The sequence below is a fragment of the Methylobacterium sp. D54C genome (assembly GCF_053345595.1).
Genome location: NZ_JBKFAK010000002.1, coordinates 26,596 through 50,223, shown reverse-complemented (window position 1 = coordinate 50,223; position 23,628 = coordinate 26,596). Strand labels below are relative to the sequence as shown.

Sequence of the window (23,628 nt, the reverse complement as noted above, 5' to 3'; positions counted from 1 at the left end):
CCTTTTGGCACTGCATCCGAGCGCCGTTCCGAGGGCCGCCATGAGCATGATCGACCGCGAGCTCCGGCCCGATGCGGGCCCGGCCGGGACGGCCTCCGCCCTCCTCACGATCGATCTCGCGGCCATCGCGGAGAATTACCGCCTGCTCGCCGCGCGAGCCGGGACGGCCGCCTGCGCGGCCGTCGTCAAGGCGGACGCCTACGGCCTCGGCGCCGACCGGGTCGCGCCGGTCCTGGCCGCCGCGGGCTGCCGGCACTTCTTCGTCGCCCAGGTCGGTGAGGGCGTGGCCCTCCGGTCCATCCTCGGCCCCGGGGCGGCGATCGCCGTGCTCAACGGCGCCGCCCCGGGCAGCGAGGCGGCCTGCGCGGACCACGACCTCGTGCCCGTGCTCAACGACCGGTCCCAGCTCGACGGCTGGCAGGGCCTGGCCCGGCGGCGCGTGCGGCGCCTGCCGGCGATCCTCCAGGTCGATACCGGCATGGCCCGCTTCGGCTTCGCGCCGGAGGAGGTCGGCGCGCTGCTCGACGACCCAGACGCCCTCGCGGGCCTGGACCTGCGGCTGGTGATGAGCCACCTCGCCTGCGCGGGCGAGCCGGACAGCCCGGTCAACGCGGCGCAGCTCTCGGTCTTCCGGGCGGTCCGGCAGCGCCTGCCGACGGTGCCGGCGAGCCTCGCGGCCTCGTCCGGGATCTTCCTCGGTCCGGACTTCCACTTCGACCTCGTGCGCCCCGGCGCCGCCCTCTACGGGATCGCCCCGCAGGAGGGCGCGGCGAACCCGATGCGGCCGGTGATCGGGCTGCGGGCCCGGGTGATGCAGACGCGCGGCGTCCCGGCGGGGACGCCGGTCGGCTACGGGCACGCGGCCCGAGTCGACAGGGACAGCCGCCTCGCCACGGTCGCGATCGGCTACGCGGACGGGTTCTTCCGCAGCACGGCGGGCGGCGCGGCGTGGTTCGGCGGCGTCCGGCTGCCCGTGGTCGGGCGCGTCTCGATGGACAGCCTCGTCCTCGACGTCACCGACGTGGCGCCCGGCACCCTCGGGCCGGGGGCGCTCGTCGACATCGTCGGGCCGGAGCGCGACGTCGACGCCGTCGCCGCGGCGGCCGGCACGATCGGCTACGAGGTCCTGACCAGCCTCGGCCACCGCTTCCACCGCATCTATCTCGGAGCCTGAGGCAAGCCATGCACGTGATCATCCTCGGCGGCGGCGTCGTCGGCGTCACCTCGGCCTACTACCTCGCCCGGGCCGGCCATCAGGTCACCGTGCTGGAGCGCCAGCCGGGCTCCGGCCTGGAGACCAGCTTCGCCAATGCCGGGCAGGTCTCGCCCGGCTACTCGGCCCCCTGGGCGGCACCCGGGATCCCCGTGAAGGCGCTCAAGTGGCTGATGATGCGGCACCGCCCCCTGGTGCTGTGGCCGCGGCTCGAGCCCCGCCTTTACGCGTGGCTCACGCGCATGCTCGCGAACTGCACCGAGGAGGCCTACCAGCGGAACAAGGGCCGCATGGTCCGACTCGCCGAGTACAGCCGCGACGCGCTGCGCGACCTGCGCACCGAGACCGGCATCGCCTACGATCACCGGGAGAAGGGCACGCTCCAGCTCTTCCGGACGCGGAAGCAGCTCGACCATGTCGGCGACGACACCCGCGTCCTCGACGCCTACGGCGTGCCCTACACGGTGCTGGACCCGGCCGGCTGCGTCAGTGCCGAGCCGGCGCTCGCCGCCGTGCGCGACGTCTTCGTCGGCGGCCTGCGGCTGCCGGGCGACGAGACCGGCGACGCGCACCTGTTCACGCAGCGCCTCGCCGCGATCTGCGAGGGCCTCGGCGTCACCTTCCGCTACCGCACGGCGATCGCGCGCCTGCATCACGTCGGGGACCGGGTGACGGCGGTCGAGACCGCCGACGGCGACCTCCTGCGGGCGGATGCCTACGTGGCGGCGCTGGGCAGCTACACGCCGGCCCTGCTGCGCCCCCTCGGGATCGCCCTGCCGGTCTACCCGGTGAAGGGCTACTCGCTCACGCTCCCCATCACCGATCCGGCGGCCGCGCCGGTCTCGACGGTGATGGACGAGACCTACAAGGTCGCGATCACCCGGCTCGGCGACCGCATCCGCGTCGGCGGCACCGCCGAGCTCGCCGGGTTCAGCAGCGCCCTGCGCGGGCCGCGCCGCGAGACCCTCGCGCGCTCGGTGCAGGACCTGTTCCCGGCCGGCGGCGACCTCGACCGAGCCGCGTTCTGGACCGGCCTGCGGCCGATGACGCCGGACGGCACGCCGATCGTCGGGGGCACGCGGATCGGGAACCTGTTCACCAACACCGGTCACGGCACGCTGGGCTGGACGATGGCCTGCGGATCGGGCCGCCTGCTCGCCGACCTCGTGTCCGGACGGGCGCCGGAGATCGCGAGCGACGATCTGGCCCTCGACCGCTACGCCGCGTGAGCCGGCCGGCCGGATCGGCCCTGACCGGTCCGACTCCCCGTCGCCCGGTCACTGAACCGCCGTCGCGCTGCGCAGCGCGTGCCGTGGCGCACCAGCACAACTCTGCCCGGTATCGCCCCGAACGCGATCCGACCGTGCGTTGAGCAAGACTCCGGGAATCGTGGCGAGTCGCCGTCACCACCGGGCACAATCATTCATGATTCACCGAGATACGACCACCGGTTGATTACATGACGTTCATGACGTGCGGATTCGCATAATCGTCGGATGACTTCCGACAGGCCCAGGCAACCCTTCGCAGCGTGTCGAGTTGAGGACCTGAACGAACGATCCGGGTGCGCAGATGAGTTTCATCGTCGTACAGGGCCAGGACGATCACGAGCAGGCCGATGCCGTTCTTCGGGGCGTCGCCGACGGGCTGGCCCGCCTGTTCGGCGTGCCCGAGCATCCGCCCGGTGTTCAGCACCTGCTGGATTCCGGGACGCAGGAACAGGGTCCCCACCCTGAACAGATCACGCAGCGCAGCGCGCGGCGCGGCGGAAGCAAGAAGCTTCCTCGAGGCCGGTCGGTGAAGACGGGTACCGGCCGGACGCGGCGCGCAGCGGACCAGCCGTCCAGCCGCACGCGAGGGCGCCAGGCGGTGGCCGAGGCGCAGCCCGGGCAACGCGACCAGTCCTGAACCCGGCCCCGGCGCTCGCCCCGGCCTCAGCGCGCCGCGGGCAGGCCGAAGCGCCGGATCTCCAGGTGCATCTGCTCCAGCGGCAGGATCTTGGCGGCCGCACCGCGGTCGATCGCCTCCTTGGGCATCCCGAACACGACGCAGCTCGCCTCGTCCTGGGCGACCGTCTGCGCCCCGGCGCGACGCATCTCCAGCAGGCCGTTGGCGCCGTCGTCGCCCATGCCGGTCAGCAGGATGCCGAGCGCGTTCGCGGCCGCGGCCCGGGCGGCCGACCGGAACAGGACGTCGACCGACGGGCGGTGGCGCGCGACGAGGGGACCGTCCTTCACCGACACCGCGTAGCTGCCGCCTCGGCGCTCGACCATGAGGTGCCGCCCGCCCGGGGCGATCAGGGCGCGGCCGCGCACCACGGGATCGCCGTCCTCCGCCTCCTTGACGGCGATCGCGCAGAGGCCGTTCAGCCGCTTGGCGAACGCCGCCGTGAAATGCTCCGGCATGTGCTGCACGATGACGAGACCGGGGGACTCGGCGGGCAGCACCTCGAGCACGTCGCGCAGCGCCTCCGTGCCGCCCGTCGACGCGCCGATGCAGACGATCCGGTCGGTCCCGGCCACGACGCGCCCGGGCACGGGCGGCGGCAGGACGACGTCGGCCGAGAGCTTCGCCTCCACCAGCGGCCGGGACGGCCGGCTCCCGCGCAGCTTGGCCCGGGCAGCGGCCCGGACCGCGTCGCAGACCCGGACCGTGGATTCGAGCAGGAACTGGCGGGTGTCGACGCGCGGTTTCGGCAGCACGTCGACGGCGCCCGCCTCCAGCACCTCGAACAGGATCCGGGACCCGGCCTCGGTCAGGGTCGAGCAGACGATCACCGGGAGCGGCTTCTGCGCCATGATCTTGCGCAGGAACGTCAGGCCGTCCATGCGCGGCATCTCGAGATCGAGGATGATGACGTCCGGGATCTCCTCCTGGATGCGGCGCGCCGCGATGAACGGATCGGCGGCGGTGCCCAGGATCTCGATGTCGGGCGCCGTCCCCAGGATGCTGCACAGCGTCTGGCGGACGGAGGCCGAGTCGTCGACGATCAGGACGCGGATCGGTCTGGACGCGCTCACCGGCCGGAATCCCGCAGCTTGCCGAAGACGGTCGAGGAGATCTGGTCGAGGCCAGCCACGCCGACGCCCGCCATGGATTCGGAATGGCCGACGATCAGGTAGCCGCCGGGGCGCAGGTGCCCGGCCAGGCGCGCGACCACCGCCCTCTGGGTCGGCTTGTCGAAGTAGATCAGCACGTTGCGGCAGAAGATGAGGTCGACGTCCCGGTCGATCGGGTAGGTCTCGTCCATCAGGTTGAGCCGCTGGAACCGCACCCGGGCGCGCAGCTCCGGCACGATCCGCCCCTCGCGCCGGGCCGGATCGCGCGCGACCATCACGTAGCGGCGGCGCAGGTCCGGCGGCACCGCGTCGAGCATCTCGGCCGGGTAGATCGCCGTGCGGGCACGGTCGAGCACCTCCGAGGAGATGTCGGTCCCGAGGATGGCGTAGCGGAACCGGTCGGCGGCCATGTCGTGCAGGACCATCGCCAGCGTGTAGGCCTCGGCACCGGTCGAGGCCGCCGCGCTCCAGACCTTGAGCAGCGGCCGGTCGCCCCGCGCCGCCAGCCGCGGCACGATCGTCTCGCGCAGCAGGTCGAAATGCGCGGGCTCGCGGAAGAAGTCGGTCTTGTTCGTCGTCACGCAGTCGACGAGGTGCGGGAACTCGTCCGCGAGGTGGCCGGCCTCGAACAGGTGGCGGCCGTAGGCCTCCAGGGTCGGGAGATCGAGGGCGCGCATGCGCTTGCGCAGCCGCCCCTCGACCATGGTGCGCTTGGCCGGCGGGAGCTGGATGCCGGCATGCTGCTGGACGAGGTCGGCGACCGAGCGGAAGTGCCGGTCGCTCAGGTGACCCGGATCGGCCTCCATGGTGGCGGATCCCTCAGGCGGCCTGCGGGGTCGCGACCAGGGCCGGGCCGTCGCCGTCCATGAGCGCGACGAGGTCGAACACCACGACGAAGGCCTCGCCCCGGCGGCCGATCCCCGCGATGTAGCGGGCGTTCCAGCGCCCGCCGACCTCGGGCGCCGCCTCCATCTCGGCCCGGTCGAGCTCGGTCACCTCGATCACCCGGTCGGCCACGAACCCGACCCGCAGCGCCCGGCCGGGCATCGGCACGTTGAGCAGGATGATCCGGGTGGCCGGCGTGCGCGCCACCGGCGGCAGTCCGAGCTTGGTCCGCAGGTCCACCACCGGGTAGCTCTGCCCGCGCACGTCGATCATGCCGAGCAGGAAGGCCGGCGCCTGCGGCAGCGCGGCCGGGACCCGGTAGTCGAGGATCTCGTGGACGTGCTCGACGTCGATCCCGAAGGTCTCGGCCCCGAGGCCGAGGGTCAGGTACTGCCACACACTGGACATGCAGGGTCTCCGGCTGGATCGCGGCGCGCGACGGCGGCTCGCGACGGCGGCTGACGACGGCGGGATCCGCGCGGGCACGAGCACCGCGCGGATCCGGGCCTCGGGCGAGGTGTCAGGCGACCCGGGTGAAGGCGGCGTCCTGCGCGTCGCCCTCGCCCATGTCGAGGGCGAAGCCGCCGCCCCCGGCCGGGCCGCGCGCGCCCGCCCGCTTCGGGCTCGGGGAGCGGATCGCCGCCGAGGGCGTGCCCATCCGCGCCGCGGTCGCGCGCAGCCGCGTCACCGCCTGGTCGACACCGGCCACCGGCGCGGCCGCCTCGGTGATCCGGAAGTAGGCGATCGTCGCCTGCAGCTTCTCGGCCTGGGTGGCCAGCTCCTCGGAGGTGGCCGAGACCTGCTCGGAGGCGCTGGCGTTCTGCTGGGTCACCTTGTCGAGCTGCTGGATCGCCTGGTTGATCTGGCCCGAGCCGACATCCTGCTCGCGGCAGGCGGCGGTGATCTCCTCGACCAGGCTGGCGGTCTTCTTGATGTCGGGCACGAGCTTGCCGAGCATGTCGCCGGCCTGCTGGGCGGCCTTGACGGTGTCGGACGAGAGCGTGCCGATCTCGGCCGCGGCCGCCTGGCTGCGCTCGGCGAGCTTGCGCACCTCGCTGGCGACCACCGCGAACCCGCGACCGTGCTCACCGGCCCGGGCCGCCTCCACGGCGGCATTGAGCGCCAGCAGGTCGGTCTGGCGGGCGATCTCCTGCACGATGGTGATCTTCTGGGCGATGGTCTGCATGGCCTCGACGGCGCGGCCGACGGCGATGCCGCTCGCCTCGGCATCCTGGGCCGATTGCCGGGCGATCGTCTCGGTCTGGCTGGCGTTCTCGGCGTTCTGCTTCACGTTGGCGGCCATCTCCTCCATGGAGGCCGAGGCTTCCTCGGTCGACGAGGCCTGCTCGGTCGAACCCTGCGACAGTTGCTCGGCCGAGGCCGAGAGCTCCTGGGACCCCGCCGAGACGTTGCCGGCCGCTGCGGTCGCCTCGGCCACGACGGTGCGCAGCTTCGTCAGCATGGTCTGCAGGGCGAGGCCCATCGTGTCCTTGTCGGAGAGCGGCCGGGCCTCCACGGTGAGGTCGCCCTGGGCGATCGCGTTGGCGAGCGCCGCGGTCGCGTTCAGGTTCTCGGTCATGCGGCCCATGGCGCCGACGAGGTCGCCGAGCTCGTCGTTGGTCGTGACCGTCGCGGTCTGGCTCAGGTCGCCCATCGACACCGCGTCGGCCAGCGAGACGGCACGGCCGAGGCCGCGGGAGATCGACAGCGCGAGCCAGGTCGCGATGCCGAGGCCCATGAGGAGCGCGGCCGCCGCCACGCTCAGCAGGATCGTCTGACCCTGGGCGGATTCCGCGTTGGCCTGGGCCGCGGCGTCGTCCATGAACCGCTTCTGCCGATCCGCCAGCGCCTCGAACGCGTTGATCGCCGTCGTGCTCACCGTCGCGTACTCGCCCGAGGCGACCTCGGCCGCCTTCACCGAGCTGCCGATCTCGACGAGGGCGAGCGCCCGCTGGAAGGAGGACGCCCAGGTCCCGAACCGCTCGCGGACGGCCGTCACGGCGATTCCCGCCGCCTGGGACGCCGCCGCGAGCTCGTCCACCGACCGGTTGATCTCCTCGCGCGACTGCTTGGCGAGGGCCACGCGCTGCTGGAGCGCCTCGACGCTCGTGGTCCCGGTGGCCGAGGTCAGCTGCCCCCAGGCCCGCTCGACCCGGCTCTTGAACACCGCGGCGACCCGGGCGAGCCGCTCTCCGGCGGGGCTCTGGGCGTCGGTCGCCGTGTTGATCAGGGCGTCGAGGTCCGTGCGCAGGGCGGCCAGCGCCGGGCGACCCGCCGCATTGATCTCGGCCCAGGTCTTCCCGTTGGAATTGTCGCGGGTCAGCTCCAGAGCCCGGTTCCCCAGCGCGTTCTGCTTCTCGTACTTGGCCGACAGGTCCTCGTAGAGCCGCTTGCCCTCGTCGGTCATGAGCAGGGGCTTCACCTTGGCCAGCGACGCCATGGCGTCACCGTGGTTGGTCGCCGAGCGCTTGGCGAACTCCGTCATCTGCGTCTCGTCCGGGCTGATCAGGGCTCCGCGGACGTTGAACGCGCTGCGGATGGCGTGCGCCTTGCCCTCGAGGACCTGCTTCTGGATCTCGGCGCGGCTCAGGACGTACTTCATCGTCGCGTCGGCGGCCGTGAGCCTCTGGTAGCCGACCCCGCTGGCCGTCCCCAGGAGAACGAGGATCGCGCCGAAGCCGACCCCGAGCTTGGCCTTGATCGAGAAACGCATCGCCCTTTACCCCTACGCAAACACGAGATTCTGACGGGACTTCGGAAATACTTCGGAAAGACTTCAGTCGAGGATCTGCTCGAGCTCGGGGACGATGATGAATTCGTCCCCCGCCTTGACGATCGAGCGGATGTATTCCGGGCGCCAAGTCGTGCCGACGGGCGGCACCGCCTCGCACTGCGCCGGATCGACCTCCGTGACCGCGAACACCTTGTCGGCCACCAGCGCGACGACCACGGGGTCGCCCGCTACCGGCACCTCCAGGACGAGGAAGCGCGTGTCCGGGCTCGCCGACGCCGCCGGCATCCCGAACCGCTCGCGGATGTCGGCCAGAGGCACGACGTTGCCGCGCACGTTCACGATCCGATCGATATGCGGGCGCGCCCCCGCCACCCGCGTCGCCGGGATCGGATCGATGATCTCGCGCACCATCCCGGCCTCCAGCGCAAAGCTCTCCGAGCCGATCCGGAACATCACCACCTGCTGGCCGCCCTGCCGACCGTCCCGCTGGCCGCCGTCGGCGGCCGCCTGCGGGCCGGGCTCGACGACTCCGCGCGCCACGCCGCCGCTCATCACGCCACCTCCTGGTACTCGCGCACGCCCTCGGCGCGCCCGCCGCTCACGAGGCGGCCGACATCGATGATCAGCGCGGCCGTGCCGTCACCCAGGATCGTCGCCCCGGAGAAGGTCGCCACGTCCGCGTGCAGCTTCGACAGCGACTTGATGACGGTCTGGTGGTTGCCGATGATCTGGTCCGCCACCAGGCCGACCCGCGCCTCACCGGCGGCCACCACGATCACCTTCTGGTGCAGGTCCGGCTCGCCCGCGGCCCCGAACAGGCTGCGCAGCCGCAGGAACGGCACCAGCGCGCCGCGGATGTTGAGGAAGTCCCGCCCGCGGCCGCCGCGCTCGCTGGCGGGCAGCTCGACGCATTCCTCCACCGCGGCCAGCGGGATGACGTAGCGTCCCTCCCCCACCCGGATCAGCAGACCCTCGATGATCGCCAGCGTCAGCGGCAGGCGCAGCGCCACGCAGGTGCCGCCGCCCGGCTCGGTCGCGATGTCGATCGTGCCGCGCAGGCTCTCGATCGTCTTCTTGACGACGTCCATGCCGACCCCGCGCCCCGACAGGGCCGAGATCTCCTGCGCGGTCGAGAAGCCCGGCGCGAACAGGAACTGGTAGATCTGCTGGTCGGTGAGCACCGCGCCCGGCGCGCACAGGCCCTTCTCCTCGGCCTTGGCGCGGATGCGGGCCGCGTCGAGCCCGGCGCCGTCGTCGCGCACGCTCACCAGCACCTGCGCGCCGACATGCTCGGCGGTGAGCGTGATCCGCCCGGTGGCGGCCTTGCCGCCGGCCGCGCGGCGCTCGGGCGCCTCGATGCCGTGGTCGATCGCGTTGCGGATCAGGTGGACGAGCGGGTCGGCCAGGCGCTCGATCACGGTCTTGTCGAGCTCGGTCTCCTCGCCGGCGGTGACGAACTCGACCGGCTTGCCGAGATCGCGCGAGAGGTCGTGGACGAGGCGGCGGAAGCGGCCGAACAGGGCGCCGATGGCGACCATGCGGATGCTCATCGTGGTGTCGCGCAGCCGCGCGGACAGGCGCTCGATCTCCTCGGCGATGGCCTTGAGGCCGGGATCGGCATGCAGGCCGGCGAGCTGGCTGAGCCGCGCCTGGGCGATGACCAGCTCGCCGACCCGGTCCATCAGCTCGTCGAGCCGCTCGGCCTCGACCCGGACGCTGCTGGCCGGCCGCTCCTCGGCCCGCCGGGCCGGGACGCGCTCGGTGGCCCGGGCCGCGGGCTCGACCGCCCCCGGTCCGGCCGGTCCGGTCTCGCCGGACGCGCGGGCGGCGAGACCGGCAGCCGGAACCGCGCCGGACGGCGGCCCGGACGGCGGCCCCGACGGCGGCCCCGACGGCGACGGTGCGGCCTCGGCCGGCTCGGGCGCGGCGTCCGGTGGCGCGGCCGAGACCGGGACGAGCGTCAGGGTCATCTCGTCCCGGACGAACAGGAAGACGTCCTCGATCGCCTCGCGGGGCACGGCCGCGCACAGCGTGACGTCCCAGCCGATGGCGAGGCTCTCGGGGTCGAGGGCCGGCAGCTCGGGCAGCGCGTCGAGGCGCGGCACGATCGTGCAGGCGCCGAGGTCGCGCAGCTCGTCGAGGAGCGCCAGGGGATTGGTCCCGTTGCGGAGGATCTCGGGCGCGAACGCGATGCCGATCTGCCAGCCTCCCTCCCCCGCCGCAGCGGGCCCGGCGGCCGGCTCCGGGAGGAGCGCGGACGGGGCGGCCGGGCGGGACGCGGCGCCGAGCAGCTGCTCGAGTTCGGCCAGGATGGCCTCGCCGATGATCGGGGCGCTCGCCTCGGGCTCCTCGATGAGGCCGCGGATGTAGTCCTTGGCCGAGAGGGAGACGTTGACGAGGTCGCGGCCGACCGGGACCTCGCCGCGCCGGACGCGGTCGAAGGCGGTCTCGAAATCGTGGGTGAAGGCGGCGACCTGCTCGAAGCCGAACATGGCGCCCGAGCCCTTGATGGTGTGCAGGGCCCGGAAGGCCGTGTCGATCAGGGCCCGGTCCTCGGGCCGGTCGCCGAGGTCGAGCAGCGTCGTCTCCAGGCGGGCGAGCAGCTCGGCGGCCTCGGCGCGGAAGATCTCCGCGGGATCGAGAGCAGTCATGGGACGAACGGACCCCCGGACACAGAACGCAGATACAGAACCAACCGCCCGATCCTGAGCGCGAACGGACGCGCCGATACCGGAGACCGGCCGCGTCTTTCGCGATCAAGCAGTCGAACAGACTGTCCCGGCGCGCGGCGACCGCGCGGTGACGGGACACGACGCGAAGCCGCCGCCTGACTTCGTGGGTTGTATATAATCGGACCAGAAATTTTCGGTTAACGAACAGATTTGAATCCTGAACAGGAAGTATATCCACATCGGTTTCGAAGAATTTTATTGTCGGATACTGCGATCGTGTGAGACGCGGATCACAGGATCTCGGGCGCGCGGTGCGGCACGGCTCCGGCCATCACGGCGCGTCGACGAACGTCGATGGACTCAGTCGGACGTGGACGGACGCGGACGGGCGTGGACGGGCGTGGACGAACATCGACGTCCACCGGCGCGCAGCCGCGCGGATGCGGGCCGCGGCAGGTCCCTGCGGGCGGCGCGCGGATCGCGATGGGACTGGAACCGGGAACGGGGCCGGTCGCGGCCGGTCCGGCGCGGGAAGGCCCGGCCGCGGCGCGACCGCCGACCGGGCCCGAACGGGCTGCCCTCGGCGCGCGCCGGCGCGCTCAGAACAGGTCGATGCCGTCCAGATCGTCGGCGGCGGCGTCGGCCGGCGTCTCGGAGGCCGGAGCCCCCCCGAGCAGGCGCTCGGTCAGGCGCGCGCGAACCTCCCCCAGGGTGCAGCCGGCGATCGCCGCCGCGATCCAGGCCGGATCGGCCGCGGCATCCGGCGCCGCGACGCGGTCCGCGCTGTGGTCGGCGAGCCGCCCGAGCTCCGCGCCGGCCGAGCGCAGCAGGCCCTCGACGTTCTGGATGCGCTGCTTGGCCCGGTCCTGGAACTGCATCGCCACGATCGCCGCCGACACGTCCTGCGTGATGGCCTGCGTGGTCTCGGCGGTCTGCTGCAGGATGCCCGCGACCTGCGCGTTCTGCTCGACCAGCGCCCGCATCACCATGCGGACGCGCGTCTCGGCGGTCCGGCTCTCCTCGGACATGTCGATCGCCGCGATGTCGCCCAGCAGGGCATGGCTGCCGCGCAGGCCGGCCGCCATGGTGCCGATCTGCTGCTTGATCACGTCCGACAGGGCGTTGATCGTCGTGGCGAGGCCGCGCACCTCGTCGGCGACCACCGCGAAGGCCGCGCCGCTGGCGCCGGCCCGGGCCGCCTCGATCTTGGCGTTCAGGGCGAGGAGGTTGGTCTGGCGGTTGATCCGCTCGATCTGCGCGACGCTCCCCTCGACCGACGACAGGCCCTCGAGCACCCCGGCCAGACCCTGCGCGAGGGTCGACCCGCGGGACGACATCAGGGTGATCCGCTCGATCAGGGCGGTGAGCGTCTCGCCGAGGCCGGCGGCGACGTCGCCGAGCTGCAGGGTCCGGTCGTCGATCCGGACGGTCTGGACCGAGGCGACGAGCCCCCGGACGATCTCCGACTGCTCGCAGGTCGTGGCGGCGATGCTCTGGAAGCGGTTGGACAGGCCGTGGACGTTGGCCTCCACATCGGTGGAGACGATCCCGAGCTCGGCGACGAGGGCGTCGAGCAGCGTCCGCTGCTGCGCCGAGAGGCCGAGCCAGGCCTGGAGCAGGTCGGCCGCCTGCGCGGCGGGCGCCGGCTCGGCCACGATCGCGGCGGGGAGAGGCGCGGGCTCGCTGGACGACGCGGCCGCCTCCGGGAGCGGGGCGGCCGGGATCGCCGCGCCCGATCCGCACCGGTCATCGAGCCCCACCTCGGACCCCACCTCGGGCCGCATCTCGGGCCGGCGGAACCGGGCCGGGACCTGCCTGAGGATGTCGTGGGCGACTTGGAAGGCCATCGGCGGGCGGGTCTCTCGGCGTCGTCCGACGCGCGCGGGTCATGCAACAATCCCACGGTCGGCACCCGACCGAGGCTAAGGAACGCCGTTGAAGAAAGCGTTATCGCCCGGCCGATGGCCGCAACGGCCGGCACAGATCACAGTATTAGCCAATCAACACTGTCCGAGGCCGGGCAGACCACCATCCTGTGCTAGGCCCGCGGCCGCGTCGTCCGTCCGCGATTGGCCGGACCTTCAGGAAGAATTTACCCGCCGCGGTGTTGACTCGGGCGCGGCGGCGCGTCGCCCCGCACATCCGTCGTCGAGGTCACGAACCCGCATGTCCGAGGCTCCCGTCCTCACGCTCGGTCCCGACTGCACCATCCGGACCGTCCGGACGCTGCAGGACACGCTGTCGGCGGCGCTCGCCGGCGGGGCGCGCCTCACCCTCGACTGCGCGGCGGTCGAGCGCGCGGACGTCACCTTCGTCCAGATCGTGCTCGCGGCCGACCGGACGGCGCGGGGTCGGGCCGCCGGGATCGCGCTGGTCAACGTCCCCCCGGCGGTCGAGAGCGCGTTCCGGCGCGCCGCGATCGAACACCCCAGCGCGCCGCTCCTCTAGGCGCGCGTCAGGCACAAGAACGGAATCCGTGTCATGGCCACTGTCCTCGCCGTCGACGATTCGCCCAGCATCCGGCAGATGATCAAGGTGGTGCTCGGCCCGGCCGGCCACACGGTGATCGAGGCCGGCGACGGCGCCGAAGGCCTCGCGAAGGCCAGGAGCGAGAGCGTCAACCTCGTCATCACCGATCTCAACATGCCGGTGATGAACGGGCTGGAGATGATCAAGCAGCTGCGGACGCTGCCGAGCTGCACCGGCGTGCCGATCCTCTTCCTGAGCACGGAATCCGACGAGGCGATCAAGCAGCAGGCGAAGGCGGCCGGGGCGACCGGCTGGATCACCAAGCCGTTCAAGCCCGAGCAGCTGCTCGCCGTCGTGGGCAAGCTCGTCCGCGCCTGAGGCCGCGCTTCGCGGGGCCCGTCATGACCCCGTCGCGGACGCGCCGATCCGGCGGGCTCATTTCAGGTGGTAGGCCACCCCGGCGATCAGCGCCTTCTCCTCGGTGTTGAGCGTGCGCCGCGGGTCGCCCCCGAACTTGTTGTGCCAGTACTGGAACCCGGCGAAGACCTCGACCCGGTTGGGCGTGCCGGCGACGAGCTGCCCGACATCGAGCACGAGGTTGGTCTGGGAGACGAATTCCAGCTGGGTGTCGTTCTCGTTGAATCGACCGTAGCGCCCCTTGGGCAGCACGATCGTGTTGAAGCCGGCGAGCGACAGCGGCAGCCCGGTGAACGGCAGCGGGATCGTGTAGGTGATCTCGAATTCCGGCGTCATCTTGAACTCGACGCTGCGGAAGTGCGCGTAGTCGAAGCCCGGCACCGGCCCGTATCCGGCGAAGCCGTTGCGGGAGAACTCCTTGTAGCCCTGGACCTTCAGGTTCACGAACCCGGCCGGCACGTCGAAGGCGAAGCTCAGCCCGAAGGTCCCCGCGCGCTTCTCGGAATCGAAGGTCGTGTCCTTGGTGTTGACGTCGGCCCCGAACGACAGGCCGACATCCTTCACGAGGCCGGGGATGGCCAGGGCCTGCGTGTCGAAGACCTTGTTGAGGCTCAGGACGCCCCGGTAGATCAGGTAGAACTCGGTGGCGCCGACGCCCTCGAACCGGCCAACCTGATTGCCGGCCGGATCCTGGGATCCGGACCGGAGGATGTCGAGGGAGAGCAGGTTGGTGCCGTAGGCCCACGCGTTGGCGTGGAACAGGTTGATGACGGTCTTGGGGACCTCGCGCCCCACGAACTGGCCGTCGGGACGCTGGACCCGGAGGCCGGGCTCCGCCGAGGGTCCCTGGAAGCGGTAGCTCACCACAGTGTCGGAGAAGTTGAAGAAGGACGGCGGCGGCGCCGCCATCACGGTGGCGGCCGCGACGGCAACGGCGGCCTCCTGGCGCCGCGCGCGGGCCGCGGCCGCGACGGGCGTCCCGTCGGCCGCACCCGCCCCCGACGTGGTCGAGGAACTGGCCGCGGCCGTGGCCGGAGCGGGCGCAGGCTCGGCGCGGGCGGGCCCGGCCAGACCGACCCCGCAGGCCAGGATCAGCAGGCCGGCCGCCGGGTGCGGGCTCGCCCGGGACACCGACCGGAGCATCGCGCGCCCTGTCCCCGCGCCCGGTCCCGGCCCGCGACGGCGCCGCGCGGGCCGGGACCGCCCGGGCGCGCCGCCGGTCAAAACAGCTTCCAGAACACGAGGATCATGAGCCCGTAGGCGGCGATCAGCAACGCGGCGCCCTGCAGGTTGACCCGGGTCCGCCGCGCCGGATCCGGCGTCAGCCACCAGCCCAGCCGCTTGGCCGTCCAGGGCACCATCAGCGAGGTGAGCAGGACGCTGAACACGTTGCCGATGAACAGGGCGACCGGGAAATCCACCTTCAGCATGCCGGCCAGGATCGGCGCGCCGACCAGGACGCCCCACAGGAACACGGTCGGGTAGAGGGTCAGCACGACGATCATGTTCATCTTCCACGCCGCGGGCGCGCCCTCTCCGGGCGGCGCGACGTTGCGGAACCACTGCTCGAAGCCGCTCTGCACCGTCCGCGTGTGGAATTCCGCGGTCATCGGCGCCGCCTCGGCGACCAGGGCCCGCCGCTCGGGCGAGTCCATCCAGGTGCGCAGGTTCGCCTCGCTGTCGAAGCGCAGGATCGCGACGTAGTCCTCCTGCACCCCCGGCACGGCCGGCTCGAACCGGTAGCCCTGCATGCCGGGCGCCCGCGACTGCGCGGCCGCGATCTTCTGCTCCCACCGGAGGTAGGCGGCCTCCATGCCGGGCTTCACGCGGGTGCTGATCACCGCGCTGACCGGCGAGGTCCGGGCCGCGCCGGCGTCGTCCTTGACGATGTGGACGTCGTCGCGGCCGACGAGCATCGGCGTGGCGCCCTGGATGCGGGCCTGCCGCTCGGGGGAGGCCATCCAGGTCTTGGCCTGCTCCAGGCTGTGGAACCGCTGCACGATCACCCAGTCCACCTGCAGCGGCGGGCGCGGCGGGATCAGCTGCTGCTCGATGAAGCCCGGGAAGGCCGCGACGACGGCGCTGGTGTCGACCTGCCAGCGGGCGAAGGCGTCCGCGCTCTCCGGCCGGATGGTCGTCTGCGTCACGATGCTGACGGACGATGTGGCACCGCTCATGAACCGACACGCTTCCGTTGCACGGCTGCCTGCACTCGCGCGTTGGCTTCGCGCGGCCCCCGGCGCCGCGCCCGGTCACCGCCCGGCGGGTCCGGGGCGGTGCCGAGAGGCGCCACCTCCGGCGGCCCGGACGGCCGGTCCGTGGACCGCGGCACCGAGGCGGCGGCGGACCCGCAGGGATCTGCCGCGCCGCGGAACACGAGGATAAACAACCGAAAATTGATCTTGCATCGAGCGCCCGCCACTCCATTGGCAGCACTGCTCTGCATGCCTGTATCAGCGGGCAATCTTCGACCGGAGTCAAGACCTCAGCGCGGAGGTCGAATATTTTAATTGTAAATACAGCACGTTCTCTACGGCGATCGTCTTTTAAGAGGAAACGCTTGCACGATATTTATCTTCCGCGCGCGCGGCCCGGAATGCCGGACTTTTTCGGCGCCCGCTCCGCCCGAGCCCCGCCGAGCTGGGACGGAGCGACAATGAAAAGACGGGGCGGAGACGATCGTCGCCGGGCGCGGCGGAGGGTGTGGCGCCGGGTGTGGCGCAGGGTCGGGGCGCAGGGTCGGGGTGCCCTGCCATGACGGGACGGATTATTTCTTGTCCGTCCGTCTCAGGCGGGGCGCCGCCGTCCCGATCAGGAGCCGCCGCCGCGACCGCGACGCGCCATATGTGCTGCTCGGATCGGGCCGGAGAGCCTGATCGATCATCTCTTCACGGTCGTTTTATTGCATTTCCCTATATTTACAATTCGACTGCCGACAGTCGCGGGTCGGCGTTGACGCGGCACTTCCGCCCCTGTCTATTCTGTCGCCAAGCCGCGGGTAGCCGCTCGTTACTGGCTGACGAACATGCGTTCGCAGGACGCACGGTTTCAGCGGAACGTCCCGATCCGCGCGCGGCCCCGTCGCCGATCCTGCCCGCGCGGCTCGACGGCGGTCGCGCTCCGTGACACCCCGCACCGCTCGGCCGGACCGCGCGGCGACATCGCTCAACCCGAAGCCAATGCCGGTCGGCCGACCCGGAGTTGTTAAGCACGCCGCGCGAAGTCTAGTGCGGTCCGACACAACAATCCGGACCGCCCCTCGATTAAGAAATCTCCGCGGTTCATAGTCCCGACCAACCGACCCGTTTCGCGACGACAGAGGTTCCAATGTCTGACAACCACGAAAAGTTCATGGCCCGGGCGATCGCCCTGTCGGAGAAGACGTCGCTGGTCGACAGTGCCGGCGGCGTGTTCGGCTGCGTGATCGTCCAGGACGGCGAGATCATCGCCGAGGGCGCCAACCGCGTCGTCGCCGAGAACGACCCGACCTGGCACGGCGAGATCGAGGCGATCCGGAAGGCCTGCAAGGCGCAGGGCAGCTTCAAGCTCCGGAACGCGACGCTCTACACCAGCGCCGAACCCTGCCCGATGTGCATGGCGGCCGCCTACTGGGCCGGCGTCAAGAACGTCTACTACGCGGCGCAGGTCGAGGACGCGCTGGAATACGGCGGCTTCGACGACAGCATGATCTACGCCGAGCTCAAGAAGGATGTCGGCGAGCGCTCCATCCCGACCCAGCAGATCATGCGCGCGGAGGCCGTCGAGGTCTGGAAGAAGTACGCCCAGAAGGCGGACCGCGTCCCCTACTGAGGGCCGGATCGCGAGACCGGCCGCCCTGCTCCGCCCGCTCAGGCCACCGTCGCCCGAGCGGGCCTCCACGCCCGCGCAGTGCCCAGTCATGAATGCTGAGACCTTGAGGACGGCCTGCAAGGGCCCGGTCATCGACGCGGGCGACCCGCAGTTCCGGGAGGCGCTTCACGGGAACCTGTGGAACAGGCTGATCCCCGACCGGGCGCCGCAGATGATCGTCAGGGCCGCCGACGAGGACGACATCGTCGCCACCGTGAAGTTCGCCCGCGCGCACGGCCTCAAGGTCGTCGTCCGCGGCGGAGGCCACAACTGGTGCCAGCCGACCCTGCGCAACGGCGGGATCCTGATCGACCTCGGGAGCCTCGACAGGATCCTGGCGATCGATGTCGCGCAGCGCCGGGCCGTCATCCAGCCGATCGTCAGCAACCGCGACATCCAGAAGGCGCTCAACGCCCACGGACTCGCCTTCCCGACCGGCCACTGCCCCCAGGTCAAGGCGAGCGGCTACTTCCTCGGCGGCGGCATGGCCTGGAACCCCACGGTCTGGGGCTACGGCACCGAGAGCCTGGAGGCGATCGAGCTCGTCACCGCCCAGGGCGAGCGGATCCGGGCCAGCGAGACCGAGAACCCGGACTTCTTCTGGGCCGCGCGCGGCGCCGGTCCGGGCTTCTTCGGGATCGTCACGAAGTATTTCCTCAAGCTCCACGCGCTGCCGAAGGCCATTCACGGGAGCGAGTATTTCTATCGCCTCGAGGATGCGCCGGCCGTCGGCACGTGGCTCGGCGAGGCGGCGCCCACGATCGCGCCGAGCGTCGAGCTGACCCAGTTCCTCGTGAAGGCGCCGCCCGCGCTGGCCGAGGCGGCGGCGGACCGGAACGGCTGGGTCTGCATGGTCACCGCCACCGCCTTCGAGGACACCCCGGAGGCGGCCCGGCGCGCGCTGGCGCCGCTCGATGACGCACCGGTCGCGCCCCTGTCGAGCGCGCGGGTGACGCCCCTCGACTTCGAGCAACTGTTCGACGCGTCCGGCGCGCTCTTCCCGGAGGGCGTGCGATCCCGGGTCGAGGCCACCTTCTCCAATCACAGCCCCGGCGCGGTGATGGCGGCCATCCTGCCCCTGTGGCAGCGGGCGCCTTCGGCGACCTCGGTGTTCCTGTCGACGATCTTCTGCGGACCCGACGTCCCGGGGCCGCAGCGGAACATGGCCCGCTCCATGACCTCGAAGGTCTATGGCGGCCCCTGGACCATGTGGCACGAGGCGGACGACGATCAGGCCAACGCCGCCTGGCATCGGGCGGTGATCGCCGCGCTGAAGCCGCTCAACATCGGCTACTACATCGGCGAGACCAACACGGTCGAGCAGCCCGAGATCGTCGCCCAGGCGTTCACGCTTGAGAAGTGGCAGAGGCTGTGCGCGCTGCGCGACGAGCACGATCCGGACCGCGTGTTCTTCGACTATTTCGACGGTCTCCGCTGAGCCGCGGCGCGGTCACGTCGGCGTGTCGGTCGCGTCCCAGGGCGTGTCGCGGTCGTTCTGGAATCCGGTCAGCCAGTTCAGCGCGACGTGGCGCTCCGCCACGACGTCGCCGTTGAGCCCCGCGGGGGCTGTCCCCTTCTGCCGCGCCTGCCGGACGACCCAGTGCGCCCGCCACGCGCGGTCCAGCGCCTCCAGGATCTCGCCGGGCGGCCGCAGCCGCGCGGCGTCGGCCGCGCCCGCGTCCCGGGCGAGCGGCGCGACCGCCCGCCAGAGCGCGTCGACGTCGACCGTGGCGTCGCTGTCGGCGATCCGGGCCGCGCGCACGCCGAGCGCCCACAGCAGGGTGTTCGCGGCCTCGTAGCGCCAGGACGCCGCCGCGGCGTCCTTCGGGTCCGCCGCCTCGATCTGGGCGCGCTCGGCCGGCGACAGGGCCGCGAAGCCGGTGGGATTCAGCGTCCTCTGCCCCGGCTCGCGCAGCGTCGTGCCGGCGCCGAAGGCCTGCCCCCAGGCCGCGATGTAGAGCAGGGCCAGAGCCCGCCGGAGCACCTCCGCCGGCGGTCGCAGCGCGAGTTCCGCCTCGCCGAGCGCGGGGGGCATGCCGGCGGGCGGCCTCGGGTCCAGATCCTCCAGGCGCTCCAGGGTCCGGGCGCGGCGCGCGACGGCGTCGGGCGGATAGGGCAGACGCGCGGCCGGATCCGTCTCGCCCGCGGCCGACAGGAGGAGCGCCATGTCGGGCGCCCGCACGGAGCCGTCGGGCAGGAAGAGGACGGCGTTCGCCGCGAGCGCCCAGGTCTCCACGCGCGGCAGGTCGGACGCGGCGACCGCGAAGCTGACGTGGTTGCGGACGCGCTGCAGGTGGCGCCAGAGATGGTAGCGGAGGGCGGTCATCTGCCCGTCGCCCCGTCCCATGACGTAGCCGATGAACCCGTCGAGATGCGGCTGCAATTCGGGGTCGGACAGGTCCCGCCGGCCGTTCAGCGCGTGGTCGAAGGGGAGCGCGGGCAGGTCGCGCACGGTCGCGTAGGCGTTGACGAGAAGCGGTTCGTCCGGCGCCGCCTCCGCCGGTGCCGCATCGGCGCGTCCGAACAGCCGCTTCAGCAGATTCATGGTCTCTCCCTTCCGGTCTTCCCGCGGAGCGGCGCCTCCGAGGCCGGCATCCGCACCGGGCCCGGTCGCGCCGGGCGCGCGAGCGCGGAAGCGGGCGCGCCCAGAGTGGGGCGGGCGCACCGGCCGGGCAAGGCGCGCCGCGCCCGGAGCCCTCGGAGGCCGGACCGCAGCATTCGGTTGACGTGGCCGTTCGGCCGTTTAGAAAACCGGCCGTCGAATCGGTTATCGATCCGGTTGCGCCCAATCTTTGTCGCTCGGAAGCTGTCGCTCGACCGCATCTATAGCCTCCTGGACCGAGACTGTTCGCTGCGCCGGCTCGATACCGGGACGCCGACCCGACCGCAATCCTGCCGCGCCCGCCCTGCCGCGCCGGCGTCTCGCCATCAGGAGCCGACCATCGCCGAAGCAGCGCCCCCGCGCGACCGCTCGCGTCCGCGCGCCCTCGCCGGGCTCCTGGCAGCGACCGTGCTGCTGCCGCTCGCGATCCTGCTGATCGGGCTCTGGCAGGGCCAGCGCGGCCTCGACGACTGGCGGGCCTTCGCGGCCGAGCGCGACCGCCTCGGCGCGGTCGTGGCGGATCTGGAGGCGCGGTCTCCGCGGGACGGGCGCCCCGATTTCAGCCTGCAGTTCCGGCACGACGGTCGCCTCTACGGCGGCCCCTACGCCGCGGTGAAGGCCCGCGAGATCCGCGACCACGCGGGGACCCTCGCCGCCGTGATGGACTGGCGGCGCAGGCTGCCGGCGGTCGCGGTCGCGGGCGGCGGAATCGCGGCGGCGCTCTCCGTGCTCGTTCTGCTCGTCGGCGGCCTGCTCGGGCAGCTGGGACGCGGGTCGCGCGACGCCCTGGTCCGCGGCTTCTCGCTGGTGCGGCGGCTGCTTCCGCCCGCCCTCGCCGCCCAGATCGTGGCGGCGACCGCCGGCCTCGTCGCGGTGGTCCTGTTCGAGGCCGGGCTGCTCGTCGACGGCGGCCTCAGCGGCGGCGGCGTGAAGCTCCTGGCGATCGCGGCCGGCGCGGTCGGCGCCACGATCCTCGCCGCGTGCGGCGCCCTGATCGGCCTGCGCCGGGCCCTCGTCGCCTTCGCGCCCGAGCCGCTGCCGATCCTCGGGCGGCGGATCGCGCCGGCCGAGGCGCCGGGTCTCTGGCGCCTCGTCGAGGCGCTCGCCGACCGGATGGGCGCGCTCAAGCCCGAGGCCCTGGTCGTCGGCCTCACCGAGGGCTTCTTCGTCAGCGCCGGCCCGGCCGTGCTCGAGCCCGGCGGCGCGCGGCTCGACGGCCGGATCCTCTACGTGCCCCTGCCCTATCTCGCCCTGCTGCGCGTCGACGAGACGGCGGCGATCCTCGGGCACGAACTCGCCCACTACGCCGGCGGCGACACCGCCTACAGCCAGCGCTTCCTGCCGATCTACGCGGGCGTCGGGCGCTCCCTCGACGCGATGGCCGAGCGCGAGCGCGGCGCGCTCGGCGTGCTCGGGCCGTCGATCCGCCTCGGCCTGTTCGTGATGGAGCAGTTCCACCTCGCCGTGCGCCACTGGAGCCGGGTGCGCGAGTTCGCGGCCGACGCGGCCGGCGCCGCCGTGACCTCCCCCGACGCCTCGGCCCGGGCGCTCCTGCGCTACGGCGCCGCGCGCCCGCGCGTCGTCGAGACCCTGGACGCGGCGGCCGACGCGCCGGAGACGGCCGCCGCCGACCTCGTGGCGGCGGCGTTCGACGGCGCGATCGCGCGCGGCCTCGAGGATCCCGCGGCGCGCCTCGAGGACGAGCAGGCCCACCCGACCGACACCCACCCGCCGACCCGCGACCGCGTCGCCGCCCTCGGGCTGGCGATGGACGCGGACCTGCTGGCCGCGGCGGGAGCCGCGCCGCCGGCCCGGGCCCGCGACCAGCTCGCCGCCTACTTCGCCGACCCCGACGGCCTGTGCCGGGCCGCGACGCGGGACTTCCTCGGCGCGGTCCGCGCGCGGGAGACCGCCGCCCGCGCACATCTGGAGGCGACCGCCGCGGAGATCGGAACCGAGGAACGGGTGCTGCGCGCCAGCCACCGCGCCCGCGGCCTCACGCTGGCCGCCAGCGCCGGCCTCTTCGCCGCCGCGGCGCTCGCGCTCGCCCTGTTCCGGATCCCGGGCCTGTCGCCGTACGAGGCCCGTATCGTGGCGGCCGTGGCCCTGGCCCTCGCGGCCGCCTTCGGCGGGGCGGGCGCCTTCGTCCTGTCACGGGGCGAGCCGATCGCCCTGATCCTGAGCCCCGCGGGGCTGACGGCGCCCGGTCTCGACAGGGTAATACCCTGGGAGGCCGTCGCCGATCTCGACATGTCGCTGAGCCGCGGCGGCATCGTCACCCGCCTGCTGCTGCCGCCGGGCGTGGACTGGCCGGAGCGGGCCCCGGGGCGGCACCCCGTGAAGCTCGACGCGAAGCGCCGCATCGTGACCCTCACGGTCGGACTGCCGCGCGGGATGAAGCCGCAGGATTTCGCCGACCTGATCGCCCGCTACCAAGCCGCGCACCACGCGCGCCGCGCCCTGGCCGAGCGCGCCGCGCGCGCGACCGTCGCCGCCGGCACCCCTTCTCCCGAAGCCCTGCCTGCTTGAGGATCGCATGGGATCGCCCGCCAAGCCCGAGACCGCCAAGCCCGAGACCGCCGAGACCCTGCGCCTGCCGCCCGACCGCGCGAGCTGGACCGTCATCCTGGGCGTGCTGTTCGGCTTCGTGCTGTTCGGCGGCCTCCTGGCAGCCAGCGCCGTCTACACGGCGCCCGTGCTGATCTCGGACTGGCAGGTCCGCGAGGCCGCCCGGCCCGTCCCGAACGCCCGCGTGAGCGACGGCAAGTGCAGCACCAAGCTCGTGTTCCACATCTGCGACGCGACGCTCTCGCTGCGGACGCCCGCGGGCAGCGTGACCCGCCGGGTGAACTACGTGTTCACCGGCCTGCACGCGGGCGACTGGACGATCGGGGTGATGGCCGACCCGGCGCATCCCGAAGCCGTCACCACCGATCTCGGCCTCGACCGGCTGTGGAACCGGGCGATCACCCTCTTGGCGATCGACGGGGTGATCCTGGCCGGCCTCGCCGGAGCGCTGATCTCGATCCTCCGCAACGGGCGCGCGGCGTTCCGGACCGCCGCCTGACCGGCCCCGCGCCGGGATCTCGGCCGCGCAGGGCCGTCCGCGTCACGGGACACGCTCGAACCGGCGGACCGGTGCCATACCGGTTGCCGGCCCGGCGATTCGGTACGTGTGCGTCATTGCGCCGTCGACGCCTCAGCCGGTCCCGATGCCAAAGCCGCCGGCCGCGCCGGGCGGACTGGCGCCGGCGCCCCCGACGCGAACATTTGTATAGGTGCTCTGCGCACTCGCTAAATCGACCTCATACGCGGGAAAGCTCCCGTTGCTTCACCAAACATTCCGGTTTTTCATTCGATTTTACTCACTTGACGGACATCGGAGAAATCACACTGCCGCTTTGCCGGGCGCAGACCGGTTTAGGTAGTGCGCCGTGGTTGATAACAATTTTTGTTGCAACAACTTAACCGCGACATATGCTATCGATACAGGATAGGCGTCCGAATCGGGCCGGTCTTTAATATCGAACCTGTATTGCTGCAGGGCACGGCAACCGTGCGGGGCCGCCAGAACAAGGATCGACCGGGCCGTCCGGTCGACGCGACGTGCGGGTGTGCCGATCATGATGTTTGCTGTCCCCGCCCTGCTGTTGGAGTTGGCGTTGACGACACCGGTCTCGGACAAGATGCCGGTCTTCGACGTTCACGGCAGCTGCCGAGCGGCAACG

General features: G+C 72.3%; 20 protein-coding genes. 9 read left to right on the top strand and 11 right to left on the bottom strand.

Annotated features, from left to right (window positions below):
- The first annotated feature begins 40 nt into the window (after positions 1 to 40).
- From alr to ACLBYB_RS05435, 3 genes are all read left to right on the top strand, one after another.
- Positions 41 to 1,174, top strand: coding sequence for an alanine racemase (alr, locus tag ACLBYB_RS05445; protein ID WP_447698171.1), 1,134 nt, complete (start codon positions 41 to 43; stop codon positions 1,172 to 1,174).
- Positions 1,175 to 1,182: 8 nt separating this feature from the next.
- Positions 1,183 to 2,442: a D-amino acid dehydrogenase gene (locus ACLBYB_RS05440; protein ID WP_447698170.1), complete on the top strand. Its 1,260-nt coding sequence runs from the start codon at positions 1,183 to 1,185 to the stop codon at positions 2,440 to 2,442.
- A 343-nt stretch (positions 2,443 to 2,785) separates the two neighbouring features.
- Positions 2,786 to 3,121, top strand: coding sequence for a hypothetical protein (locus ACLBYB_RS05435; RefSeq protein WP_447698169.1), 336 nt, complete (start codon positions 2,786 to 2,788; stop codon positions 3,119 to 3,121).
- 26 nt (positions 3,122 to 3,147) lie between these two features.
- Here the strand turns inward: ACLBYB_RS05435 and ACLBYB_RS05430 are convergent, their stop codons facing one another.
- From ACLBYB_RS05430 to ACLBYB_RS05400, 7 genes are all read right to left on the bottom strand, one after another.
- Complete coding sequence (locus ACLBYB_RS05430) at positions 3,148 to 4,233, bottom strand: protein-glutamate methylesterase/protein-glutamine glutaminase (protein ID WP_020091064.1); 1,086 nt, start codon at positions 4,231 to 4,233, stop codon at positions 3,148 to 3,150.
- Entirely contained in the window at positions 4,230 to 5,078 is an 849-nt protein-coding gene (locus tag ACLBYB_RS05425; protein WP_447698168.1) for a CheR family methyltransferase, read from the bottom strand. Before ACLBYB_RS05425 ends, ACLBYB_RS05430 begins: the two co-directional genes overlap by 4 nt.
- Positions 5,079 to 5,091: 13 nt before the next feature.
- Positions 5,092 to 5,565: a chemotaxis protein CheW gene (locus ACLBYB_RS05420; RefSeq protein ID WP_026604606.1), complete on the bottom strand. Its 474-nt coding sequence runs from the start codon at positions 5,563 to 5,565 to the stop codon at positions 5,092 to 5,094.
- Positions 5,566 to 5,677: 112 nt separating this feature from the next.
- On the bottom strand, positions 5,678 to 7,870 hold the full coding sequence (locus tag ACLBYB_RS05415; protein ID WP_447698167.1) for a HAMP domain-containing methyl-accepting chemotaxis protein: 2,193 nt from the start codon (positions 7,868 to 7,870) through the stop codon (positions 5,678 to 5,680).
- Between the two features lie 63 nt (positions 7,871 to 7,933).
- The gene (locus ACLBYB_RS05410; RefSeq protein WP_020091068.1) at positions 7,934 to 8,443 is read right to left on the bottom strand and encodes a chemotaxis protein CheW; all 510 of its coding nucleotides are present in this window, start codon (positions 8,441 to 8,443) and stop codon (positions 7,934 to 7,936) included.
- Complete coding sequence (locus ACLBYB_RS05405) at positions 8,443 to 10,542, bottom strand: chemotaxis protein CheA (protein ID WP_447698166.1); 2,100 nt, start codon at positions 10,540 to 10,542, stop codon at positions 8,443 to 8,445. Before ACLBYB_RS05405 ends, ACLBYB_RS05410 begins: the two co-directional genes overlap by 1 nt.
- Positions 10,543 to 11,162: 620 nt before the next feature.
- Positions 11,163 to 12,410: a methyl-accepting chemotaxis protein gene (locus ACLBYB_RS05400; RefSeq protein ID WP_447698165.1), complete on the bottom strand. Its 1,248-nt coding sequence runs from the start codon at positions 12,408 to 12,410 to the stop codon at positions 11,163 to 11,165.
- A 319-nt stretch (positions 12,411 to 12,729) separates the two neighbouring features.
- Here ACLBYB_RS05400 and ACLBYB_RS05395 point away from each other — a divergent pair, with 319 nt between their 5' ends.
- Both ACLBYB_RS05395 and ACLBYB_RS05390 read left to right on the top strand, forming a co-directional pair.
- A complete protein-coding gene (locus ACLBYB_RS05395) occupies positions 12,730 to 13,011 on the top strand; it encodes an STAS domain-containing protein (protein ID WP_447698164.1) in 282 nt (93 codons plus the stop codon).
- A 33-nt stretch (positions 13,012 to 13,044) separates the two neighbouring features.
- Positions 13,045 to 13,410 carry a response regulator gene (locus ACLBYB_RS05390; protein ID WP_020091072.1) on the top strand — a complete coding sequence of 122 codons (366 nt, stop codon included), beginning with the start codon at positions 13,045 to 13,047 and terminating at the stop codon, positions 13,408 to 13,410.
- A 57-nt stretch (positions 13,411 to 13,467) separates the two neighbouring features.
- Here ACLBYB_RS05390 and ACLBYB_RS05385 read toward each other — a convergent pair whose 3' ends face one another.
- Positions 13,468 to 14,592: a hypothetical protein gene (locus ACLBYB_RS05385; RefSeq protein ID WP_447698163.1), complete on the bottom strand. Its 1,125-nt coding sequence runs from the start codon at positions 14,590 to 14,592 to the stop codon at positions 13,468 to 13,470.
- Between the two features lie 77 nt (positions 14,593 to 14,669).
- On the bottom strand, positions 14,670 to 15,626 hold the full coding sequence (locus ACLBYB_RS05380; RefSeq protein ID WP_091675915.1) for an antibiotic biosynthesis monooxygenase: 957 nt from the start codon (positions 15,624 to 15,626) through the stop codon (positions 14,670 to 14,672).
- A 1,150-nt stretch (positions 15,627 to 16,776) separates the two neighbouring features.
- On the opposite strand from ACLBYB_RS05380, the gene ACLBYB_RS05375 reads away from it, so the two are divergent.
- Together ACLBYB_RS05375 and ACLBYB_RS05370 are read left to right on the top strand one after the other, a co-directional pair.
- Complete coding sequence (locus ACLBYB_RS05375) at positions 16,777 to 17,259, top strand: nucleoside deaminase (RefSeq protein WP_056529845.1); 483 nt, start codon at positions 16,777 to 16,779, stop codon at positions 17,257 to 17,259.
- An 88-nt stretch (positions 17,260 to 17,347) separates the two neighbouring features.
- Positions 17,348 to 18,736: an FAD-binding oxidoreductase gene (locus ACLBYB_RS05370; protein ID WP_447698162.1), complete on the top strand. Its 1,389-nt coding sequence runs from the start codon at positions 17,348 to 17,350 to the stop codon at positions 18,734 to 18,736.
- A 12-nt stretch (positions 18,737 to 18,748) separates the two neighbouring features.
- On the opposite strand, the gene ACLBYB_RS05365 is transcribed toward ACLBYB_RS05370, so the two are convergent.
- On the bottom strand, positions 18,749 to 19,843 hold the full coding sequence (locus ACLBYB_RS05365; protein WP_447698161.1) for a DUF4272 domain-containing protein: 1,095 nt from the start codon (positions 19,841 to 19,843) through the stop codon (positions 18,749 to 18,751).
- A gap of 465 nt (positions 19,844 to 20,308) precedes the next feature.
- On the opposite strand from ACLBYB_RS05365, the gene ACLBYB_RS05360 reads away from it, so the two are divergent.
- The gene (locus ACLBYB_RS05360) at positions 20,309 to 22,429 is read left to right on the top strand and encodes a M48 family metalloprotease (RefSeq protein ID WP_447698160.1); all 2,121 of its coding nucleotides are present in this window, start codon (positions 20,309 to 20,311) and stop codon (positions 22,427 to 22,429) included.
- 7 nt (positions 22,430 to 22,436) lie between these two features.
- Positions 22,437 to 22,967 carry a hypothetical protein gene (locus ACLBYB_RS05355; RefSeq protein ID WP_447698159.1) on the top strand — a complete coding sequence of 177 codons (531 nt, stop codon included), beginning with the start codon at positions 22,437 to 22,439 and terminating at the stop codon, positions 22,965 to 22,967.
- A 321-nt stretch (positions 22,968 to 23,288) separates the two neighbouring features.
- On the opposite strand, the gene ACLBYB_RS05350 is transcribed toward ACLBYB_RS05355, so the two are convergent.
- Positions 23,289 to 23,585, bottom strand: a complete 297-nt coding sequence (locus ACLBYB_RS05350; RefSeq protein ID WP_447698158.1) for a hypothetical protein — start codon at positions 23,583 to 23,585, stop codon at positions 23,289 to 23,291.
- Between the last annotated feature and the right edge of the window lie 43 nt (positions 23,586 to 23,628).

What these genes read in the sequence shown, in the direction of transcription:
- alr (WP_447698171.1), top strand. Translation starts at nt 41, where the DNA reads ATGAGCATGATCGACCGCGAGCTCCGGCCCGATGCGGGCCCGGCCGGG.
- ACLBYB_RS05440 (WP_447698170.1), top strand. Translation starts at nt 1,183, where the DNA reads ATGCACGTGATCATCCTCGGCGGCGGCGTCGTCGGCGTCACCTCGGCC.
- ACLBYB_RS05435 (WP_447698169.1), top strand. Translation starts at nt 2,786, where the DNA reads ATGAGTTTCATCGTCGTACAGGGCCAGGACGATCACGAGCAGGCCGAT.
- ACLBYB_RS05425 (WP_447698168.1), bottom strand. Translation starts at nt 5,078, where the DNA reads ATGGAGGCCGATCCGGGTCACCTGAGCGACCGGCACTTCCGCTCGGTC.
- ACLBYB_RS05420 (WP_026604606.1), bottom strand. Translation starts at nt 5,565, where the DNA reads ATGTCCAGTGTGTGGCAGTACCTGACCCTCGGCCTCGGGGCCGAGACC.
- ACLBYB_RS05415 (WP_447698167.1), bottom strand. Translation starts at nt 7,870, where the DNA reads ATGCGTTTCTCGATCAAGGCCAAGCTCGGGGTCGGCTTCGGCGCGATC.
- ACLBYB_RS05410 (WP_020091068.1), bottom strand. Translation starts at nt 8,443, where the DNA reads ATGAGCGGCGGCGTGGCGCGCGGAGTCGTCGAGCCCGGCCCGCAGGCG.
- ACLBYB_RS05405 (WP_447698166.1), bottom strand. Translation starts at nt 10,542, where the DNA reads ATGACTGCTCTCGATCCCGCGGAGATCTTCCGCGCCGAGGCCGCCGAG.
- ACLBYB_RS05400 (WP_447698165.1), bottom strand. Translation starts at nt 12,410, where the DNA reads ATGGCCTTCCAAGTCGCCCACGACATCCTCAGGCAGGTCCCGGCCCGG.
- ACLBYB_RS05395 (WP_447698164.1), top strand. Translation starts at nt 12,730, where the DNA reads ATGTCCGAGGCTCCCGTCCTCACGCTCGGTCCCGACTGCACCATCCGG.
- ACLBYB_RS05390 (WP_020091072.1), top strand. Translation starts at nt 13,045, where the DNA reads ATGGCCACTGTCCTCGCCGTCGACGATTCGCCCAGCATCCGGCAGATG.
- ACLBYB_RS05385 (WP_447698163.1), bottom strand. Translation starts at nt 14,592, where the DNA reads ATGCTCCGGTCGGTGTCCCGGGCGAGCCCGCACCCGGCGGCCGGCCTG.
- ACLBYB_RS05380 (WP_091675915.1), bottom strand. Translation starts at nt 15,626, where the DNA reads ATGAGCGGTGCCACATCGTCCGTCAGCATCGTGACGCAGACGACCATC.
- ACLBYB_RS05375 (WP_056529845.1), top strand. Translation starts at nt 16,777, where the DNA reads ATGTCTGACAACCACGAAAAGTTCATGGCCCGGGCGATCGCCCTGTCG.
- ACLBYB_RS05370 (WP_447698162.1), top strand. Translation starts at nt 17,348, where the DNA reads ATGAATGCTGAGACCTTGAGGACGGCCTGCAAGGGCCCGGTCATCGAC.
- ACLBYB_RS05365 (WP_447698161.1), bottom strand. Translation starts at nt 19,843, where the DNA reads ATGAATCTGCTGAAGCGGCTGTTCGGACGCGCCGATGCGGCACCGGCG.
- ACLBYB_RS05355 (WP_447698159.1), top strand. Translation starts at nt 22,437, where the DNA reads ATGGGATCGCCCGCCAAGCCCGAGACCGCCAAGCCCGAGACCGCCGAG.